The organism is Nocardiopsis moroccensis (assembly GCF_055763695.1).
This window is the reverse complement of sequence record NZ_CP199747.1, coordinates 184,115-204,314: the sequence shown is the minus strand read 5'-3', so window position 1 is coordinate 204,314 and position 20,200 is coordinate 184,115. Positions and strand designations below refer to the sequence as shown.

16 protein-coding genes are annotated in these 20,200 nt (G+C 67.9%); 10 read left to right on the top strand and 6 right to left on the bottom strand.

The window, feature by feature from the left end:
• Positions 1-539 precede the first annotated feature (539 nt).
• Positions 540-1,856, top strand: coding sequence for an MATE family efflux transporter (locus ACUKCB_RS00835; RefSeq protein ID WP_473038529.1), 1,317 nt, complete (start codon positions 540-542; stop codon positions 1,854-1,856).
• 59 nt (positions 1,857-1,915) lie between these two features.
• Here the strand turns inward: ACUKCB_RS00835 and ACUKCB_RS00830 are convergent, their stop codons facing one another.
• A complete protein-coding gene (locus tag ACUKCB_RS00830) occupies positions 1,916-3,127 on the bottom strand; it encodes an IS30 family transposase (protein ID WP_473037630.1) in 1,212 nt (403 codons plus the stop codon).
• Between the two features lie 131 nt (positions 3,128-3,258).
• On the opposite strand from ACUKCB_RS00830, the gene ACUKCB_RS00825 reads away from it, so the two are divergent.
• Positions 3,259-4,008 carry a TioE family transcriptional regulator gene (locus ACUKCB_RS00825; protein WP_473038528.1) on the top strand — a complete coding sequence of 250 codons (750 nt, stop codon included), beginning with the start codon at positions 3,259-3,261 and terminating at the stop codon, positions 4,006-4,008.
• On the opposite strand, the gene ACUKCB_RS00820 is transcribed toward ACUKCB_RS00825, so the two are convergent.
• Together ACUKCB_RS00820 and ACUKCB_RS00815 are read right to left on the bottom strand one after the other, a co-directional pair.
• Positions 3,999-6,251 carry a serine/threonine-protein kinase gene (locus tag ACUKCB_RS00820; protein ID WP_473038527.1) on the bottom strand — a complete coding sequence of 751 codons (2,253 nt, stop codon included), beginning with the start codon at positions 6,249-6,251 and terminating at the stop codon, positions 3,999-4,001. The two genes, ACUKCB_RS00825 and ACUKCB_RS00820, sit on opposite strands and share 10 nt — an antisense overlap.
• Before the next feature lie 1,523 nt (positions 6,252-7,774).
• Positions 7,775-8,059 carry an ArsR/SmtB family transcription factor gene (locus ACUKCB_RS00815; RefSeq protein ID WP_473040877.1) on the bottom strand — a complete coding sequence of 95 codons (285 nt, stop codon included), beginning with the start codon at positions 8,057-8,059 and terminating at the stop codon, positions 7,775-7,777.
• Between the two features lie 257 nt (positions 8,060-8,316).
• On the opposite strand from ACUKCB_RS00815, the gene ACUKCB_RS00810 reads away from it, so the two are divergent.
• Both ACUKCB_RS00810 and ACUKCB_RS00805 read left to right on the top strand, forming a co-directional pair.
• A complete protein-coding gene (locus tag ACUKCB_RS00810; protein ID WP_473038526.1) occupies positions 8,317-9,378 on the top strand; it encodes an LLM class flavin-dependent oxidoreductase in 1,062 nt (353 codons plus the stop codon).
• Positions 9,379-9,670: 292 nt separating this feature from the next.
• Positions 9,671-12,562, top strand: coding sequence for an ABC transporter substrate-binding protein (locus ACUKCB_RS00805; RefSeq protein ID WP_473038524.1), 2,892 nt, complete (start codon positions 9,671-9,673; stop codon positions 12,560-12,562).
• 190 nt (positions 12,563-12,752) lie between these two features.
• On the opposite strand, the gene ACUKCB_RS00800 is transcribed toward ACUKCB_RS00805, so the two are convergent.
• Positions 12,753-12,995 carry a GntR family transcriptional regulator gene (locus tag ACUKCB_RS00800; protein WP_473038523.1) on the bottom strand — a complete coding sequence of 81 codons (243 nt, stop codon included), beginning with the start codon at positions 12,993-12,995 and terminating at the stop codon, positions 12,753-12,755.
• A 160-nt stretch (positions 12,996-13,155) separates the two neighbouring features.
• Here ACUKCB_RS00800 and ACUKCB_RS00795 point away from each other — a divergent pair, with 160 nt between their 5' ends.
• Together ACUKCB_RS00795 and ACUKCB_RS00790 are read left to right on the top strand one after the other, a co-directional pair.
• Positions 13,156-13,503, top strand: coding sequence for a hypothetical protein (locus tag ACUKCB_RS00795; protein ID WP_473038522.1), 348 nt, complete (start codon positions 13,156-13,158; stop codon positions 13,501-13,503).
• Complete coding sequence (locus tag ACUKCB_RS00790; RefSeq protein WP_473038521.1) at positions 13,500-13,865, top strand: hypothetical protein; 366 nt, start codon at positions 13,500-13,502, stop codon at positions 13,863-13,865. Before ACUKCB_RS00795 ends, ACUKCB_RS00790 begins: the two co-directional genes overlap by 4 nt.
• A 277-nt stretch (positions 13,866-14,142) precedes the next feature.
• On the opposite strand, the gene ACUKCB_RS00785 is transcribed toward ACUKCB_RS00790, so the two are convergent.
• Together ACUKCB_RS00785 and ACUKCB_RS00780 are read right to left on the bottom strand one after the other, a co-directional pair.
• Positions 14,143-14,610, bottom strand: coding sequence for a hypothetical protein (locus tag ACUKCB_RS00785; protein ID WP_473038520.1), 468 nt, complete (start codon positions 14,608-14,610; stop codon positions 14,143-14,145).
• A 413-nt stretch (positions 14,611-15,023) separates the two neighbouring features.
• Entirely contained in the window at positions 15,024-16,142 is a 1,119-nt protein-coding gene (locus ACUKCB_RS00780) for a TIGR04222 domain-containing membrane protein (RefSeq protein WP_473038519.1), read from the bottom strand.
• Positions 16,143-16,940: 798 nt separating this feature from the next.
• Here ACUKCB_RS00780 and ACUKCB_RS00775 point away from each other — a divergent pair.
• The 4 genes from ACUKCB_RS00775 (at position 16,941) to ACUKCB_RS00760 (ending at position 19,617) form a co-directional block, all read left to right on the top strand.
• On the top strand, positions 16,941-17,153 hold the full coding sequence (locus tag ACUKCB_RS00775) for a hypothetical protein (RefSeq protein WP_473038518.1): 213 nt from the start codon (positions 16,941-16,943) through the stop codon (positions 17,151-17,153).
• A 179-nt stretch (positions 17,154-17,332) separates the two neighbouring features.
• Complete coding sequence (locus tag ACUKCB_RS00770; protein WP_473038517.1) at positions 17,333-18,313, top strand: OmpA family protein; 981 nt, start codon at positions 17,333-17,335, stop codon at positions 18,311-18,313.
• A gap of 8 nt (positions 18,314-18,321) precedes the next feature.
• Positions 18,322-18,849 (top strand): hypothetical protein, encoded by a 528-nt coding sequence (locus ACUKCB_RS00765; RefSeq protein WP_473038516.1) that lies wholly within the window; start codon positions 18,322-18,324, stop codon positions 18,847-18,849.
• Between the two features lie 78 nt (positions 18,850-18,927).
• A complete protein-coding gene (locus tag ACUKCB_RS00760) occupies positions 18,928-19,617 on the top strand; it encodes an aggregation-promoting factor C-terminal-like domain-containing protein (protein ID WP_473038515.1) in 690 nt (229 codons plus the stop codon).
• The last annotated feature ends 583 nt before the right edge of the window (positions 19,618-20,200 follow it).

The window sequence follows — 20,200 nt, the reverse complement described above, 5'->3', positions numbered from 1 at the left end:
CGGCCCGGGTTCGTGCGCGTACCCGTTCCGAAACCACAAGAACATCCCCGGTCACACCGTCATCGCTGACCGCACTGGCCGCTTCTGGTCACTTCCGCCCCGGATCCGGGCGGGGCCGGCCCGCCGGCCGTCCTACGGCCTGCTCCGCGACGACCGTCCGCACCTGCGGTCATCCCCCACGGTCCGGGGAGCACACCCACCCGTGAAAACACCTTTCCGAGAAAGGGTAAATCCTCGATCAGAACACACAGCGAGCACCGAAGCAAAAAATCAAGGAACCTTCGAAAAAGGCGCTGATAACTTTTTCGGGAAACCTCCGAGACCGCGTCGACAGGAAAGCCATGGCCGACGAACGCCCACGGGGCGCCACCGATCACACCCCCGGGCAGCAGCCGGGATCCCCGTCGGGGCCCCCGCACGAAGCCCCCGCCGCAGCCGCAGCGCCGGGACCCGTGGCCCCACTCTCCGGGGAACCCCGGCCAGCCTTCCCCCAACTCGTCGGTAACATCGCCGGAAAGGCCTTTCCGCTCTATCTCTCCATGGCCGCCACGGTCTTCGGGACCATGGTCACAGCGGGCGTTCTCGGCCATACCGGGACCGCCGTACTCGCCGCCTACGCGATGACCGTCGCCCTGTACAACCCCGCCTCCATGGTGGTCCAGGGCGCGCTGCGCGGTTCCATGCCCTTCGTGGCGGGCAACGCCGAGGATCCGGCCGCGCTCGCCCCCACCGTCCGCAACGCCCTCTGGCCGGCCCTGTGCATCGGCCTCCTCGGCGGCGCCGTCGTGGCCTCGGTCCCGTTGGTCGCCCGTCTGATCGGGGTCCCCGACCAGACGGTGGCGGCCTTCGGCCTCCTCCCGTACCTGATGGCGCTCGCCCTGCTCGCCAACGCCTTCCAGGCCTGTGCGACCACCCTGCTCATCGGCCTGGGGCGCTCCGGACAGGCGATGACGGTGGGCCTGGTCGGCACCGCCCTGTCGGTGGTGCTGGTGCCCGCACTGGTCCTGGTACTGGGGCTGGGCGCCACCGGCGCGGGGCTCGCCGTCCTGCTGACCGCGCTCGCGGTCACGGCCGTGGCCCACACCCTGCTACGGCGCGGAACCGTCCTGGCCGGGCAGAACCTCGGCCCGGGCTCCCCGGACTGGGCGGGGATCTGGCACATCGCCCGGGTCGGCCTGCCCATGGGTTCGACGATGCTCATCAAGTTCGGGGTGCTGGGCCTACTCGCGATGGCGGTGGCCCGGACCGGATCCACCGAGGCCGCCGCCCACCAGGTCATGGTGACCCTGGCGACCTTCGTCTTCCTGCCCGCGACCGCGACCGGCCAGGCCGCGGTCCCGTTCATGGCCCGCGCCGCGCGGGCGGAGCCCCGGAACACCTCCCCGGCTCCCGGCCGCTCCTCCCCCGCAGGGGAGGTGGCCCGCGCAGACGAGGGGTTCGCCGAGGTCAGGCGGACACTGCTCGCCGGGCTGGCCCTGGCGCTGCCGGTCATCGCACTGATCATGCTCCTGATCGGGGCGGCCGTCGGCCCGGCCATCGGGGCCCTGACCCCCGACCCGGAGGTCGTGGCGCTGGTCACCGCGCTGCTCCCGGCCGTGTTCGTGGTCGTCCTCGCCGACGGTGCGCAGGCGATGCCCGGAATGGGTCTGCTCGCGCTCAAGCGCACCACCCCGACCCTGTACGCCTTCGCGGTGTGCTTCGGCCTGCTGGCCCTGGCCGCCTTCCCCGTGGCCGCGGCGGGCGGCCTGACCTGGCTCTGGTGGGCCTACGCGCTGGCCAACCTCGGTCTGGTCCTCGGCCAGGGCGGGAGTTTCCTCCTGCTGACCCGCACCCCGCCCGGCCCCTCCCCCGTGTGAAGCGGCCCCGGACGCCCCCGGCGGTTTCTAGGGATCGTTGCAACACGTGGTCAGTCGGTTCAGGCCGCGAGTAGTTTATGCAAGCGCTCGGCTGGGGTTTCCCAGCCGAGCGTTTTGCGTGGGCGGCCGTTGAGCTCGGCCGCGACCGCCTCAAGGCGCTCCCGGTTGTGGAGGGTCAGGTCGGTGCCCTTGGGGAAGTACTGCCGCAGCAGACCGTTGGTGTTTTCGTTCGAGCCGCGCTGCCAAGGACTGGCCGGGTCGCAGAAGTAGACCGGGACGTCCGTGGCGACCGTGAAGGAGCCGTGGGAGGCCATCTCGCTGCCCTGGTCCCAGGTCAGCGACCGCACCAGATGAGTGGGCAGGCGTTGGACGGTGTCCGCCAGGGCGTCACGGACGTGCTCCGCGCTGCGGCCGTGGGGCAGGTGCACGAGCATCACGTAGCGCGTGGCGCGTTCAACCAGGGTGCCGATGGCCGATGCCCCGTCCTTGCCGATGATCAGGTCGCCCTCCCAGTGACCGGGCACGGCCCGGTCCTCGACCTCCGCGGGGCGCTCGCTGATCATCACCATCGGGGTGGAGAACCGCGGGGTGCGCTGCTGGGCTTGGCGGCGCGGTTTGCGGCGTGCCCGGCCCGATCGCAGCGCCTTGGCCAACTCTCGGCGGAGTTCGCCTCGGCCTTGGACGTAGAGGGCCTGGTAGATCGTCTCGTGGACCACGTGCAGCTCCGGTTGGCCGGGAAAGGCTATCCGCAGAGCCTGACAGATCTGTTCAGGGCTCCACTTCTTGTCGAGGCGGTCCTGGATGAAGTCCCGAAGAAGGGGGGTGTGGCCGATCTTCCCCCTCTTGGGGCGGGGACGGCGGGCCTCGGCCCGGGCCTGGGCCGCGTGCGGGCGGTACTGGCCGTTGACCGGGTGCCGATTGCGGCGGATTTCCCGGCTGATCGTGGAGGGGGCGCGGTCCAGCTCCGCGGCGATCTGCCGGATGGTGGCCTTTTCCCTCAGCCGGTCGGCGATGTGGATCCGGTCGGCTTCATGCAGGTAGCGCGAGGGGCCGGAGGGCTCCACCGTGGTGATCGGTGGAGCCCCGCCGGTCCTTGCGGACGGGGCGCGGCCGTTACGCCATCGCTTCCCGGTCCGATAGTTGATCCCGACGATCCGGCACGCTTCCTGACTACTCACGCCTTGCTGCACGAGCTCAAGGTAGACGCGTCGCTCATCGGTCAGCTTACGGCGACCCCGGTTGACGGATCGGTTCCGGATCTTGAAATCCATCGCACTCCCTAGCAGGAGTGTTGCGACAACCACTAGAACCTAAGCCCCGAGCGCCTGCCCGGAAGTACTGTTGAGACCTCCACACGTGCGAACAGCAGCCCGCGCCCCGAAGCCTCGAACAGGGGAGATCCTTGCGACCCTCCGACCTCGCCCGCGAGCACGGCCTCTCGGCCCAGGCGGTCCGCAACTACGAGCGGGACGGGTTCATCCCGCCCGCCGAACGCACCAGCAGCGGATACCGGGTCTACACCGAGGTGCACGCGGCGGCGCTCCGCGCCTACCTGGCCCTGGTCGCGGCGTTCGGGTACGCGTACGGCGGCCGGATCATGCACGCGATCCACGAGGGGGACCTCGACCACGCCTTCACGGTCATCGACCACGGCCACGCCCAGCTGCTCCGCGACAGACGGACCCTCGACGCCGTACGCGAGGCCGTGGGCCACCTGACCGCGACCGCCCGGGAGCAGGAGCCCGACCCCGGAGCGGAAGGGGGCGCCACCCCGGGCCGTCCCGGGGCCCCCGGCCTGCGCACCATCGGCGAACTCGCGCACCGCCTCGGCGTCACCGCGGCGACCCTGCGCAACTGGGAGGAGGCCGGCATCCTCACCCCCGTGCGGGACCCCGGGACCGGGTACCGCGGTTTCGGCGCGAACGACGTCCGCGACGCCGATCTCGCCCACCTCCTCAGACGCGGGGGCTACCCGCTGGAGCACATCGCCACGGTGGTCCACCAGATCCGCACCGCCGGAGGCACCGACGAACTGGCGGGAGCCCTGGACGGCTGGCAGCGGAAGCTGACCGCGCGGGGACGCGCCATGCTCACCGCGGCCACCCGGCTGGACGCCTATCTGAACACGGTCGGCCCCGCCCCCTACAGGTAGTCGTCCAGCCGCTCGTCGCCGCGCTCGGCCGTGTTCTGCGCGGTGCCCCCGCTCGGGGACCACTCCAGCGTGGCCTCCGGGTCCTCCCCGAGGGTCCCCTCGCCGGAGCGCTCCCCCGCCCCCGCCGACGGGCCCGGTTCCACGCCGCCCGCGGATCCGGCCTCCGTACCGTCCGTCCCGTCCGGGCGGCCCGCGACCGGATGCTCCGCGTCCTCCGGCAGATCGGCCAGCTCCCGGCGCACCCGCCGCACCGACTGTTCGTGGTCGCGGGCCATCAACGCCCCGATCACCCCGAACAGCACCCCGGCCACCCCCAGAACCACCACCAGGGGTGCCAGGCTGTCCCAGTACACGACGCCCGCCAGCACACCGAGTACCACCAGCACCGTGCCCAGGCCGTAGAAGAACCGCACCAGCCTCCCGGGGTCGCGCCGCCCCAACCGTTCCAGTTCGGCCGTGACGCGCTTCCTCTCCCCGGCGATCCGCTCCGCCTCCGGCTGCGCCCTGCGGTACTCGTTCACCTGCTCGACCCGCTCGGCCAGCGCACGGAAGTCGTCCCGGTGGGCATGGAAGGCGACCGCGGCGGGCCAGGGATCGTCGGCGTTGAGCACGGCCCGGTACACCTGGTCGCGTTCGGAACCCTCCGGGATGCTCCTGACCGCCCAAGCCGCCAGCTCGGGCGGCCCCTGGCCCGCCCGGCGGTCGGTGGCCAGTATGTGGACCAGGTCGCCGCGGCCCGGCGGCGGGATCTCGGCGGGGGCGAGTCCGAACCCCTTGCCGAGCTGCTCCAGCCACGCCTCGCACTTGCGCAGGGTGTCGAACATGACCGGGGCCTGGCGGGCGACCCGGGCGAACCGCCCGCAGCCGCGGTCCGTGCCGCAATCGTGGTCGGTCTGGACGCAGTGGTGGCGGCTGAACGGCTCGAGAAGGTTGCCGTGTTCCACGAGGTGGACGAGGCGCTGGTGCGCCCTGTCCCGGTAGGGCCAGGCCCTGCCGTCCCGGGTGCCGAACAGGGCGCCCCAGGACATGTCGAGCCCGTGGAAGAGCGGGGGCAGGGCCGGGTCGAGTTCGGCGATGAGGTTGACGGCCTGCACGTCGGCGCCGCCCCAGTCCTCCGGGAGCTGGGCGACGATCCGGCGGGCCTGCTCACGCTCCTCCGGTAACCAGCGCAGCAGGTCCTGCCGCAACGGCGCGCTCCGTAGGAGGTCGAGTGCCTTCTCCCAGTCGCGCTGGATGCCCCGGGCGAGCGCGGCGACGCTGGAGTAGGACTCCCCACCGAATTCGAAGAGCTCGTCCCGGTCGGGCGGGGCGTGGGTGATGGTCGGGATCGCGGAGATGTCTATCGTGCCGCTTCCCTGGCCGATGCGTGTGCCCATGGCCATGATGTCGAGCCCGGGGCGCCCGCCGATACCGGCCAGCATGTCGGGGGAGTTCCCGCTGTCCGGTTCCTCCACGCCCAGGAGGGTGGCGAGGAGCCGGTCCGAGGTGGGGCGCAATTGGGGGTCCTTGTACAGGCACCAGCGCACGATCGCCGCGAGGTTCTCGGGCAGGCCCTTGAGGTCGGGTTTCTCGAACAGGACCTTGCGCAGGGTCACCGCCAGGTTCTCCCCGGCGAAGGCGTCCTTGCCGGTTCCGGCGAAGGCGATGACCGACCCCCAGGCGAACACGTCGATCGCGGGGGTGACCCGGGTGCCGAGGAACTGTTCGGGTGCCATGTAGCGCGGGGTCCCCAGGAGGGCGCTCGCCGAGACGGGGCTGTTCTCCAGGGCGCGGGCGATCCCGAAGTCGATCACCCGGATGCCGTCGGGGGCGACCATGATGTTGGAGGGGGTGAAGTCGCGGTGGATCACCCCGGAGGCGTGGATGGCGGTGAGCGCGGTGGCGGTGGCGACGGCGATCCGGTAGAGGTCGCCCTCGGAGCGGGGGCCGCCGTCCTCCCCGTCGGCGTGCACGGCCTGCCGGAGGGTCTGCCCCTCCACGTACTCGGTGACCACCCACGGCGGATCCCCGTCGGGGTCGGCGTCCAGCACCCGGGCGATGCAGAACTCCGCGACCCTCTTGCTGTTCTCGACCTCGGCCCTGAACCGGGCCCGGAACGTCGGGTCGTCGGCGTAGTGGTGGTGCAGCACCTTGACCGCGCCGAGTGCACCGCTGCTGTCGCGTCCGAGGTAGACCGTGCCGAACCCGCCCCTGCCGAGTACTTCCAGGAGTTCGTATCCGCCGAGTTCATCGCCGATCTTCACAGGTGATCTCTCCAAGCCGGGGGGAAGCGCAGAGCGTCGTTCGGGTGGTGTGATGCAGGGAAGGCACACATGGTGCCACGAAACACCCGATTTTCGGGGTTTTTGCCCCTCATCCCTTCCCCTGACCGGCCGTTTCACTCAGGTCCGCCGACGTCCGCCCGGAGCCGCTCGGGGCCGCGGCCACCTGCTCCCGCTCCGGAGCACACCTTCCGCACCGCCGGGACCCTTCCGCCCCTGTCTCCCGGATCTCTCGGACAGCGGGCCCGTCGGACAGTGACCCCCATGCGGGACCCGCATATCCCTTGACCCGCGCGGAGGCGGGACGGCACCGGCCGGTCGGGGCCGACGGGGCAGGGGCACGGAGCGGGTCGGGACGGCCGAGTACGGGAGTCGGGCGCACCCCCGAACCCTGAACAGCCGTTCTCCTGCCCCGGAGAACAATTCTCGCCCCCCCCGGGAAAACCACTCAGGAAAGCATTTTCTGTTTTTCCGGCATCCCGCTCCGACCTTCCGAATAGCGTGTCCCGGCACCGCCGCGAGGCGAACCGTCCCGGCCGCTGCGGCCGGCGGACACACCACGACCCGAGCGCCCGCGCACGAACCGGCCCGTCCCCCGGAAACGGCGATCGACTCGCCCCGCGGTGGCCTCGGGGCAGGCACGGGACAGCCCGGCTGGCACCAAGCGATCACTTAAGAGCCCAAACCGCCAACAAAAGGCGATCCACCCCACCCGCTTCGACCAATCCGGGACCATCGGGTCCCAGCACGGTCGGCTCCCCCGGCCCGCCGAACAATCAAGTTGGTAAATTGCCACTGAACGCCTGCGGACCACCGGCGTTCTCAGGCATACTCAGAGCGTCGGCCGGCAGACCGAAGCGGGCTTTGCGCCCGCAGCAGTCGCGACACCGACAAGACGCATACGTCGTTCCGTGCATTCGTCCGTTTTCGGGGTTCGTCGGATGGTTCGCGTTCGCCATCAGCCATGCCCGAGGAGCAGGTGCAGAATGGTTCCGCGAGGCGATATAGTGCGTCTACAGGGTCCCGCTTTCCCACGTTCGTCACACGAGGAGAAGGCGGACCGAAAAGGGAGGATCCTTGCGGAAGTGAATACTTAGGGGGACTTCCGAAAGGATCAACCCGCCCGTGAGCGAGGGCATTGGATTCGGGGGAATTCACGTTCGCCAAGCACGTGGATGTGCCACTCGCCACCAAGGGGTCTCCGAATCCTCCGGTCACCTCCCGGCCGCAAGGCCACCGGAGGGACATCAAGGGGAACGGAGGGTACGGAGACCCCGGTCTCAAAAAAGGGGGGTGGATGTCCCTCGGTCCTGCAACAAGGGGGAACCAGGGCTGGGGGGCATCCTCTGCCGAACCGCAGAACCAGGCCGCCCGAGCGGAGAAAGCCGACCCCGGACCGGGAACTCAACGGGTCCGGGCTTCGTTGCGCCTGCGTGAGTGAAGACATGACGCGTCCTGGCCACTGGAGCCGCCCAGGCCGCGTTCGGTGGCCACGCGCCCTGACCCTAGGGCGCCTGCGGCTCCCGGCAGTTCAGCACCGTCTCCAGCAGCCCGGGGAACCGTCCCTCGACCTCGTGGTCGCGCAACGAGACGTAGCAGCGCGTGCCCTCGGTCCGGTTCTGCACGAGACCGGCGTTGCGCAGGATCTTCAGGTGGTGGCTCAGGGTCGACTGCGCGATCGGCAGTTCGATGTCCTTCCACGCCCGCTCGCCCTCGAAGTCCGCGAGCATGCACACGATCCGCAGCCGGGTGGGTTCGGCGAGCGCGGACAGGACCGTGACCAGATCCACGTCGCCCAGAGCCGGGTGCCCCTGCCCCCTGGACACCCCCTTGGGTGTTCCCCCGGAAACCAAGCCCCCACCTCCACTTCCGCTGCCGTTCGGCCACTGCGGTCACCCGCCCGGAGGCCCGTCGGCCCCTCCACCGGGCTCCCATAACCCGCCTCCGGTGCGCGGACGGGATTTGGTATGCGTCCGGCACCGAGTGTACCGTCAATGTTCGATGATCGTCGATCGTCGAACATTCGAGGTCAGTGGGGGTAACTGAGATGTCGGAAGCAGCTGGAAAGCCTGAGGTGGCGACCGGAGCCGCGCCCGCGGCCGGGCCCGCGCTGTCCGTCCTGGACCACGCCAGCATCGTCGAGGGCTCCACCCCCGGCGAGGCCATCCGCGACGCCCGCGAGCTGGCCCAGAACCTGGAGCGCTGGGGTTACAACCGCTTCTGGCTGTCCGAGCACCACAACATGCGGGCCATCGCCAGCGCCGCCACCTCGGTCTCGCTCGGCTTCATCGCCGAGGGCACGTCCACCATCCGGGTGGGTTCGGGCGGGGTCATGCTCCCGAACCACTCGCCCCTGGTCATCGCTGAGCAGTTCGGCACCCTGGAGTCCCTCTACCCGGGGCGGATCGACCTCGGCCTGGGCCGTGCCCCCGGCACCGACCCGCGCACCATGCGCGCCCTGCGCCGCGACAACAGCTCCTCCTCGACCTTCCCGCAGGACGTCCAGGAGCTCCAGGCGTTCTTCGAGCCCGCCGCTCCCGGCCAGCCGGTGCGCGCGGTCCCCGGCGAGGGCCTGCGGGTGCCGCTGTGGATCCTCGGCTCCAGCCTGTTCGGCGCCCAACTCGCCGCGCACCTGGGACTGCCGTACGCGTTCGCCTCGCACTTCGCGCCGAACGCCCTCTACGACGCCCTGGCCGCCTACCGGGAGGGCTTCACCCCCTCGGAGCAGGCCGCCCAGCCGTACACGATGGCGGGGATCAACGTGTTCGTCGCCGAGACCGACGCCGAGGCGCAGAACCTGTTCACCTCCATGCAGCAGGCCTTCCTGGGCACCCTGCGCAACGCGCGCGGCCTGCTGCAGCCGCCGGTGGAGCGCAGCTCCCTGGACACGGTGTGGCGCCCCGGGGAGAAGGAGCAGCTGGACATGATGCTGCGCTACTCCTTCGTGGGTTCCCCGGAGACCGTGAAGCCGAAGATCGACCAGTTCGTCGCCGACACGGGGGTGGACGAGCTGATGATCTCGTCGATGATCTACGACAAGAAGGCCCGCTTCGCCTCCTACGAGGCGCTGGCCGAGATGTTCGACCTCCAGGCGCCCGCGGGTGGCTGAGGACGGGTCGCGGCCGACAGCGGGCCGCGCAAAGCCCTGACCGGGGGTACTTGGTCAAGGGTGCGGGACCGGGCCAGGCAGGGCCCGGAACCGTTTCCCCCGGTCACCGGGGTGCGGGGCGGGGTCGCGAAGGGCCCCGCCCCGCGCTTTCGTCCGGGCCACCCCGCAGAGGCAAGTCGGCACGGGAATCCGGGATGTCCGGGGCGCACGGGAACTGGTTGACTGATTCCGGCATCACACCCAGCGCCCCTGAACCCAGCGCGCCCCCCGTTCCCGGTCAAGAAGGCAGGCCGTGCCCCTCCCCTCCCCCGACACACCCCCGATGACCCCGTTGGAACCCGCCGACCCGCGGACCGTCCCCCCGTTCGACCTCCGGGGCCGGTTGGGCGCGGGCGGAATGGGCGTCGTCTACGCCGCCCTGTCCCCCGACGACCACTGGGTCGCCGTGAAGGTGATCCGCCCCGAGTTCGCCGCCGACCAGGACTTCCGCCAGCGGTTCACCCGCGAGGTCCAGTTGATGAGCCGGATCCGGGCGCGCTGCATCGCCTCGGTCCTGGCCTACGACACCTCCGCCGAACAGCCCTGGTTCGCGACGGCGTTCCTCCCCGGACCGACCCTGAACGAGCGGGTGCGCTCGGAGGGGGCCCTGCCCGAGACCAAGGCGCGGGTCCTGGCCGCGGGTATGGCAGAGGCCATCGCGGCCATCCACTCGGCCGGGATCGTGCACCGGGACCTGAAGCCGTCCAACGTGATCCTGGCCCCCGACGGGCCGAAGGTGCTCGACTTCGGGATCGCACACGCCCTGGACGGCACCCAGCTGACGAGGACGGGCGGGCTGATGGGCTCCCCCGGCTGGATGAGCCCGGAGCGCTTCCGGGGCGGCGTCGGACCCGGGGCCGACGTGTTCTCGTGGGGCGCGCTGGTGGTCTACGCGGTGACCGGGCGGCCGCCGTTCGGCAGGGGTTCGGCCGAGGAGCTGATGTTCCGGCTGCTGAGCGAGGAGCCGGACCTGAGCGGGGTTCCGGAGGACCTTAGGGAGCTCGTCGCCCGGTCACTGGCCAAGGAACCCGGGGACCGGCCCAGTGCGGCGGAACTGGTCCGGAGTCTGGCGGGGGAGGCCGGCACGGGGCCCGCACCGGCTTCGCCGGACGAGATGGCCACCATGGTCAATACGCTCATCGCCAGGGACTGGACGGGGGCGTCCGTGTCCCCGGCCTCGTCAACCTCTCCGGGCTCCCACACCCCGTCACCCGGTGCCGCACCCGACCAGTCACACACCGCTGTCCCGTCCGGGCCGCACTCCCCGCCCCGGTCGGGCCCACAGGCACCGCCGCCTCCGCAGGACTCCCCCCACCCGCACAGCCCGACCCCGGGTTCTCCTCCCCCGAACTCCCACGTTCCTCCTGCTCCCCTGCCGGATCCTTCCTCCCCGGACTCCCACACCCCCTCGACTCCCCTGCCGAACCCTGCCAAGTCAGGCACCTCACGCCTGCTGCTGGGGCTCATGGCCGCCGCGGCCACCCTGCTCCTCATCGGGGGTGTCACCGGCTGGCTGCTGCTGCGCGACGGCGAAGAGGGGCAGGCGGCCGACGGCGGGGAGGGAGAGGGATCCGAGGTCCTGGAGGGAGCCGCCGAGGACCAGTCCGAGCCGTTCGTCTTCGCGACCTCCGACCGGATCAAAAGCCTCGACCCGGCGCTGGCCACGGACAGCGCCACCTTCCGCTACAGCCGCCAGGTGTTCGAGACCCTGCTACGCCACGACCCCGCCGACGGCCAGATCGTCGGTGGGCTGGCCGAGGACTGGGAGCACTCCGACGACGGCACCGAGTGGACCTTCCATCTGCGTGAGGGCGTGCGGTTCCACGACGGCGACGAACTGGACGCCGCAGCCGTCTGCGCCAACTTCGACCGCTGGTACAACCTCACCGGCATCTACCAGCAGTCCAGGTACACCTACCACTGGCAGTCGGTGTTCGGCGGGTTCGCCGAGAACATCAACGCCGACCTGCCGGAATCCAACTACGTCCTCTGCGAGGCCGCCGACGACCTGACCGCGGTCATCACCGTCGACGAGTACCGACCGGCCCTCCCCGGCGGCTTCACACTCGCCTCCTTCGGCATCATGAGCCCCTCCAGCGTGGCGGAGGTCGCCGACGAGTCGCTCATGGGCCCGCTCGCCGACTACTCCTCGAACCCGGAGATCATGGCCGGGAGCGGACCGTTCCGGATCACCGAATGGAACCACATACAGAAGGTGGTCACCCTGGAGCGGTTCGACGACCACAGGGACAGCTCCCCGGGGATCGACACCGTGGTCATGCGCAGCATCGGCAACGAGGCCGATCGCCGTCAGTCGCTGGAGTCCGGAGAGATCCACGGCTACGAGCTCACGAACCCGAAGGACAGGGCACCGCTGGTGCAGGCCGGTTTCCAGGTGCCCTCCCGAGACCCGTACGACCTCCTCTACCTGGGTTACCAGCAGGAGGCGCACGAGGCCCTCAAGGTTCCGGAGGTCCGTGAGGCCCTGGCGCGGGCCGTCGACCGCCAGCGCATCGTCAACGCGGTCATGCCCTACGGCAGTGAGGTCGCCACCCAGTTCGTGCCCCGGGCCGTCAACGGTTGGTCCCCGGATGTGCGGGCCATCGAACACTCACCGGAAGCGGCCCAGGAGATGCTCGCGGACGCGGGCCACGGGGACCTGACACTCGAGTTCTGCTATCCGGACGACATCACCCGCCCCTACATGTCCGCCCCGAAGGAGATCCAGGGCCTCATCACCCGGGACCTGGAGGCCGTCGGCGTGACGGTGGAGCCGGTCGCCCAGCGGTGGAACGACTACGTCGAGAGTGTCCAGGCCGGAGAGTGTGAGCTGTACCTGCACGGGTGGACCGGTGACTACAACGACACCCACAACTTCATCGGCCCCTACTTCTCCGGGTACACCCCCATGTTCGGGTTCGAGGACGAGGACCTCTTCGGGGCCATGGCCGAGGCTGCGGCCCTCCCGGAGGCGGGCGCGCGTACCGCCGCCCACGAGGACCTGAACGAGCAGATCATGGAGGTGCTGCCGGGCCTGCCGATCGCCAGTTCACCGTCGGTCGTCGTGTTCTCGGGAAACGTGCAAACCCCGACGACGGGCTCACTGCCCGGCCACGAGGACCTCAGCGAGGTGTTCTGGAAGTAGGGCCTGCGGTCGGCCTTCGGTCATACGGGCGGGGCGGGCGGGGAAGGGCTGCCTCCCGGCTCCGCGCTCCGTGAACGGGATGGTCCGCCCGGGTCACTCCAGTGGCAGGACGAAGACCCCCATCCCCCGCACCGTCTGAACGGCTCCATCTACCAGCCCGCTGGCCTTCGTGCCATTGGCACCGGAAGCTCTAGTCGCTCTCATCCGGCGCGACGAACGTTCCGCGTTGGGGAAGGGTCACCACCCAGCCCTCCTCGCGCAGCAGAGCGATGGCTCGGCGGGCGGTCTCCCTCGCGATCCCGTACTCAGCCACCATCGCCGATTCGGAGGGCAACGGGTCACGCGGCTTGAGCTCACCGGCCTTGATCTGTCCGCGAAGCTGGTCGGCCACCTGGATGTACAGGGGCGTGGGATCGAAACGGTCGACATGCATATCTGAGACGTTAAGCATGAGCCATACGCATTGCATATGGCAGACGTCCTAGACGAGCTAGACAAGATAGACGTATGATGTGGCCTTGACCTGAACATGAAGCGGCCCGGCGGTGCTACCAACACCCCGGGCCCGGTCCACCTGGAAAAGGCAGGCAGACATGCATACCCTACTGTCCCTGTTCGCCGTGCTCGCAAGGCTTCTCAGGCCCACACAGGGCACGCACACCAGCCCGTGCGGCTACCTGTGGGAACTGGGAGCCGAAGCCCGACGCAACCGTTCCCGCCGAGTGCGCCGGTACGCCCTACCCGTCAGGCCCGCCGAACCCGCGCTCGCCCAGCCCGAGCCCGTCGAGCCCACTCCCCCGGCACCCGCCCCCTCGGTTCCCGCGCCCAGGCGACCCGTCGAGGACAGCTGTGCCACGGCCCACCCCCAGGCCGAGATCGTGCGCGGCCCCTACCGGGCCTGGGAACGCCACCGGTCCACCCTTCGGGGGCTGGTCGCATGAACCAGCACACCGACAGCCGCTCCGATGCCCTGGCGGACCGGCTCACCCGGTTGCTCAACGACCCCGGCCTGCCTGACGACGCCGTCACCCGGCTGATCTCGGCCGACGCGGTCTTCGGACACCTCGACGGCCTCCTGCGTTCCGGCGACGAACTCCCTCTGCGCTGGGCCACCCGGTTGGGGGGCGGCACGACGGAAGCCCGTGAGGTGACCGACCACTACGACGCCCTGTCCGAAGCCCTCCGGGCAACCGGCGAGAACGTCTCCTGCTGGCGCGCCCTGTGCAGGGCCCGAGACCGCTGGTCCCTGCTGAAAGCCGCCCTGGTCTCCGGCTCCCCGCTGCCCGAGCCCTGGAAACGCTGAGCACCACCAGGAGCACCGAACCCTCCGAGAACACCGTGGCCCGGCCGGGAGTCCCCTCCCTGCCGGGCCACGGCCCCTGACGGGGTTTCTCCAGTCTCCCCGGAGACTTCGGAGAAGGTGGACGTGGCGTCAGAAGAAGGCTGTGCTGGCAGAAGATTCCGTGGTGTCAGAAGAGCACGCGGTCGGCGCAGCAAGCAGGAACACGACGGCGCTGACTAACGGACACGAAGCCCGTGCGGGTCGCGGTCTGAACGCAAGGGCGGGACCGCAGCCACCCCTACCAGCCGACCTCTTCTGTTACGGCCCACACCGAAACCCGCTCCCCTTCGGGGGCACTGAACACAACACTGCGGTCGACGTTCTCACCCTGCTTCGCTGACGAACATATCCAGGGACCGACCAGTTCTGCTTCTCCGATAAAGTGCCGCTCGCGCTGTTCCTCGAGTAATCCACCCCCGGACACGACACGGTAGTTGCCGATGTCTCCGCTCTGGCAGAAGGCTCTGGCCTCCTCTTCGCTGGGCAGGGTGAAGGTGGCGACATACGTCGGAAGCGAATCGACGTCACCGACGGAGAACACCTCGACGGACTCGGCAGAGTCGGGAATCTCGGCTCCGGAGAGCTCCTCGAAGTGGCTCGGATCGGCTTCCGCGGTGGGCTCAGCAGGGGGTTCAGGAACCTCTTCGGTCAGGAAACAGCCAACCAGAAGTACGGCCAGTGCGGGGGCGGCGCCTCGTGGCGTCATCGGCGCTCACCTGACCCCGAACCGCTTGCCAGTCCTTCGTCATGCACACCGCCGACAAAAGGGTTGGTGGCCCCAAGTGCCGGTCACCCTCTCCGTACCAGTCGCACTTCGGGCTCAGGAGAGCCCCATGCTCTTCCCTCCTGGCGATACTCCCGATGGGCCCTGTCGAAGCCCCCAACCTCGTGCGACTGGTTCGGGAGCTCGCTATGCACCATCCGCATAGGGAGCTCGATACGGACCCCCGGCAGGGCTTTCGGCACTTCTCCCTGGGGCCCAGGAGGACCCGAAATCGAAGTTCAAGGCCACTGGGGCAGACAAAGCGGACACCATCGGACTGTTCGACGTTCTTTCTGGAATCCCGGGTGGGTCGTGGGAACTGGGCCAACGGTGGAAGCCCTTCGCTGCCCACCGGTTCAGTCACCGCCCCCGCCGCCCCCGCCGTCTCCACCGGAGCCACCCGAGTCCCCACCTCCCCAGAAATTCCCTCCGCCGCTGTCGCCACCCGAGGAACCGCCGCTGGAAGCCGAACCGGACCCGTCCACCGCGCACAGGTCAGCGATCTCGCAAAGGCTGACCCAGTCGAGTTCGAAGCCCTCGCGCGGCTCCGGGGTCTGTTCCCCGACCCTTCGCGGGCTCTCTTCGAGCACCTGAGCCGAGCCGGTGTGCGTCACGATGCGAACGGCGTCATCGCCGGAACCGTCCCGCCCCCGGTCTCTCGGTGAGGCCTCACGGCCCATCCGGCTGATCCCGAGCACAGCGGTGTAGCGCAGCGCCTCCTCGCGGCCCATCGTCCGCCCCTCGGCAGCGGCGGCCTCGTAGGTGTCCGTCGCCAGCCCGAGGATCCGCTTCCCGGCAACGGTCGCGGTCGAGGCGTTCCGGCCGCCGTGACCCAGGTACAGACCCCGAGCAAAACCGCCCAGCACCGCGAGCACACCGCCCAGCACGGCCAGCGCGACCGTCCACTCATCCTGCTCGTAGGCGTTAGTCAGCACCACCCCAGCAGCGAACAGAACCACACCCGCGTAGGAGAGGACCCGGGAGATCGACCCTCCGTTGTGGAAGTCCGCGAGTGCCTTGGCGAGCCCTTCTGAACGGGCGATCAGGCGCCGATCAGCGAGCTTCTCCCGAACCCGGTCGATGCCCCGACTGGACGTGGCGGTCTGGATGAGCCCGCGCGAAGTCAGGCCGGTCCGGTCCCTGAACGCCTTGACCAGGTCCCGACGGACGGGGTCCTTCTCGGTGACGTAGGCGTTCGAGGGGCCCACGAGCGTGAAGAAACCACTACGGACCTGGCGGCGGATGCGCCCCGAGAGGAACAGGTCCATGAACGCGACCTCCCCGACCCGAGTGGCGCCGGCCACCAGGTAAGCGAGCTCCGCAGGAGTGAGGTCCTCCGGGGTCAGCGGGATTTTCGGTTCGGGGACCGCGACGACCTCTGCCCTGATCGACCGGTTCGCGGTGAACACCCTGAAGAACGGGAAGAAGCCAACGGCCAGGCCGAGCAGCGCCCCCAGGAGGGGGATCAGCAACATGACGTTCAAGTTCGGGGCCTTTCTGTCAGGTCGGCCGGTGGGGCGGGGCCGGGTGGGGTGAGGCGAGTGGGGCAGGCGGGGACTGGGGGGAGCGGATGAAGCTATGAGAGCGGTCGGGAGCGGCAGAGGAACAGCTGGGGAGGCAGGGAGGTGCGCGCGGGGCGGGGACGTTCAGGAAGGGGGGCGGGCTACGGGAAGGCTCGTGTGCGGCTGACCTCTGTGGTGTCCCACAGGAGAAGCGGGGAACATGAGAGCCCCCAGCCTCTGGGCTCTGCGCACCACCTGCCCGGGTCCGCAGGACCTCCGAGACCTCCGAAGCTGCTCAGGCCACACCGAGCGAGTGGTGCCCCTGCTGACCGAGGGCCGGTGTAGGGCTTGGCGCAAGGGGAGAGAATCATGAGACCCGAACAATTCAACACCATGAGCGGGCCAGGCTCTCGGTTGCCCGGACTTTCACGCCCATCCATGACGGTGGTCGAGGACACATGCAATCATGGTGACCCGTTGAACACAGATCGCTACCCCTGGCGGCCGAATCGTGCACACTCACCCCTTGGAAACCAGCTCCTGCCTGGGAAGTCTCCGCTCTTCAGGAGGAGCACCAAGACCTACAGGGACACACAAGTTGCATGGCCACATCCGGCCAAGGCAAGGGGCAACTGACCACGCTGATCCGATAGTGGGGTTTGTGGTCCCAAGGTTCAGCCCCAGGTCACCGATGAAGCCGGGCCCCAGGTCCACCGGTCAACAACCGCGCTGCCGTGGCGAAGAAAACCACCTCCCCCAGGAGCTAACTCCATGAACAGCTTGCACAAGATATGGGTGACCCTCAGCGCCCTGACCCTCCCGCGGCCTGGACACGACAGGGACAAGGGCGCTGGCTTCGTCGAATATGGGGCTCTTATTGTATTCATTGCCCTGATTGCTGGAGTCATCATGACTTCCGGAATAGAAAATCGAATCGTAAATGGAATAACATCTACCATCGATGGAATTTTCAGAGAAGAATAGAGAATGCAGCCCAGAATCCTCGAAGCCTAGCAAAACGCACCCACGATTGAAATAATAAGCATAAAACCAAAAACTCGATAAATCAGGAACCACCGGGAGAGCGGGAAATTTTGGCCCCCAAAATAACATCTCCTCAAAGGAAGGAAAGAAATCAGCTATGGGTGATCTCAGCTTCAGCCATGCTCCTCCTCACCACATCTGGGTGCGTTGTTAATTCTGGAGAAACACCCGAAGGAGACGAAAGAGACCTATCAACAAGGCCTCCGAGCGAGGCAGTCGCCAACCCAGATAAGGAAAATATCGATGTTCTCGCCAGTTCAGTATCTACGGCAACAGAAATCGGATCCGATCTACAGATCGATGTCAACAAGCTAGAGAGGCTCAAGAATGACCTTCTACGCCTCCAAATTAGCATAACCAACAATTCCTCCGAGAGTTTTGATATCGGAGTCGGCCTCGCCAATGGCCTTGAGCGCAACACTGGAAGCGCCATTACCCTCATCGATAATCTGAATCAGAAGCGCTATCTCAGTCAAGAACTAAGCGATGGGAGTTGCTTCTGCGGAACCCTAGAAGGTTCTATCGAAAGCGACACCACAGAGACCCTCTGGGTGATATTTCCAAATGCACCAGAAAACACAGAAATCATGACTGTTACCACCCCTCTCACTTCTCCTTTTTTTGATATACCCATCAGCGACGCGACAGAGTCAGTAGAGAGCACTAACCTTGGCGACCCGAAAATCCTAGACCTCACTCTGATATCCGATAGCCTTGAGGAAGATCAGACCGGGCGAACCGAAATTGGTGATGAAGTCAGCATCATTCTATCCTCAGATGTTCTTTTTGAAACTAACAGTTCCGACCTAAGTGGAGAAGCCCAGGAAATCCTGGCTCAGGTCGCCCAGGAGATCGATGACGCGAGTTCCTCCGTGGTGTCCATCGACGGTTATGCGGACAATACTGGGGGTGACTCCATCAACATCCCGCTCTCCAAGGAACGTGCAGAAAGTGTTGAGTCAGTCCTGAACGACCTAATCAACCGCGAAGGTGTCACGTTCGAAGTGGCAGGACATGGCTCTGCTGACCCCATCGCCGATAACACCACCGAAGAGGGGCGAGAACGAAACCGTCGGGTCAGTGTCACGTTCGAGAAATAGGGGAATAAATGAACAGAAATATTAAGACAGCCGGAATCATCACACTAACACTGGCTCTTCCTTTCACTACAGCTTCGGGCGTTCTGGCTGCCCCAGCCCCGCAGACCGAAAACCTGGAATCGCTCGGAACAGCAGAATCAAATGAATCAATTAGTTCCGGGCTTTCCGCAGAAGCCCACGCTGCCGAGCGGAATGAATCCGGAAACCTTCTATCCGTAACCTGGAGCGTCGAAAACTCCGGAGCCAAAGAGGTCGATTTTGATTGGCCCCAAGGAACTTCCTACATGTACAGCAACAGAATGTCATATTCAGGTGTAACTGTAACTTCCTCCAGCGAGAACAAGAGATATCATCCACTCATGGATAGCAATGGTGACTGCCTTTGCTCAGGAAACAATTCCATCGAAAGTAAGAATTTTTTGCGCCCAGGAGAAAAGGTCGCCTACTGGTCGATGTACTCTGTGCCCGAGGACGTCGATTCCATCGACCTTGAAATCCCCGGGTTCGAACCCATCGAGGACATCCCCATCTCCTGACTCCTGACGCGCCTCAACGCTCCCCCAAGCACACCACCCCAACCACACCCCCACTCCTGGACTCTTCTGGAGGCGGAGTTGACCACCCCCCACCGCCCTGAGCTCGGGGATCCCCGACGGCCCTCGCCGAACCGGCCGCCCAACCGCACTGACGAGCGGGGGCGCCCGCCGCGGACCGCCACCCGCCGAGGTGCCGGCAGCGCCCTGCTCTGGTTGCGGCCGGAATCCGCGAACCAGCGGGACCGCGGAGCGGGGTTCGTGGAGACCGCGGCAGCAGCGATCCTGGCCGCACTGATCATCACCACCGTCTACGCCTCGGAGGTGAGCTCCACCTTCAACGAGGGTGTCCGGCAGATGGTCTGCCTGGTCAACGGCCCCAACTGCGGGGAGGAGACCTGGGTGGACCACGACCGCCCGGAGGAACCAGAGGAGTACGAGTGGGGCACAGGCGACAACGCCAACCTCAGTGACAACAAGAACCTGGGGATGCAGGCGGCCTCCGCCGCCCCGTACAACTGGACCGACCAGGAGTGGACCTGCCTGGACAACCTGTGGTCACAGCAGTCGGCCTGGGACCACAACGTGCTCGACCAGCAGACGGGCGCCCGCGGGATCGTCGGCTTCAACCCGGCCCTGCACGGCGAGATGCCCGCCGGGTTCCGGGACAGCGCGTCGACACAGATCGACTGGGGCCTGGACTACATCCAGCAGACCTACGGCGCCCCCTGCGAAGCCTGGAACTACTGGCAGAGCACCAGGACGTACTAGCCCCCTACTAAGGCGCGCACACCACCCCGATGACGAGGCAGCCGGGTGTCCCTCAGGTCGAGGGCTTTGGCGATCACGGCCATGGAGGCCACCGAGACCGTGGAGAACCCCGCCGCGATGGTGGCCGCCTCCCCCGACCCCTGTACCGGCCGGACCGGTGGACGCGGTCGGTGATGATCAGGCACGGCGCGTAGCCGACCACGAACGAGGCGACGGTGTCGACGGCCGGATCCGCCTCCCCGAACGGTTGGGTGCCAGGGCTCTCGGCCGGTCGGTTCCCGCGCCCCGGAAGCGGACGCGAGGCCTGGTTCGTCAAGCTCTGCGGGCACCCACCACGACTTGAGGGCGGCCCGGTGCTCCGGGCCCGCACGCGGGAGAAGCCCGCCGTCCCGCCTCGCGTGCGTTGACCACCTTCCCCCGCTCCCCATCCGCGCCCCCGCATCCTCCTCCGAAGCCTCCCGATCCGTTCAGGTCGGGTTCCCCGGGGGTTCGGGAGGGAGCGCTTTCATGCATCTCGTACGGGCGGGCCCGGCTCCCCGCACCCGGGCCGGGCGGTCCGTCAAGGGTCTCCTGTCGTCGGAAC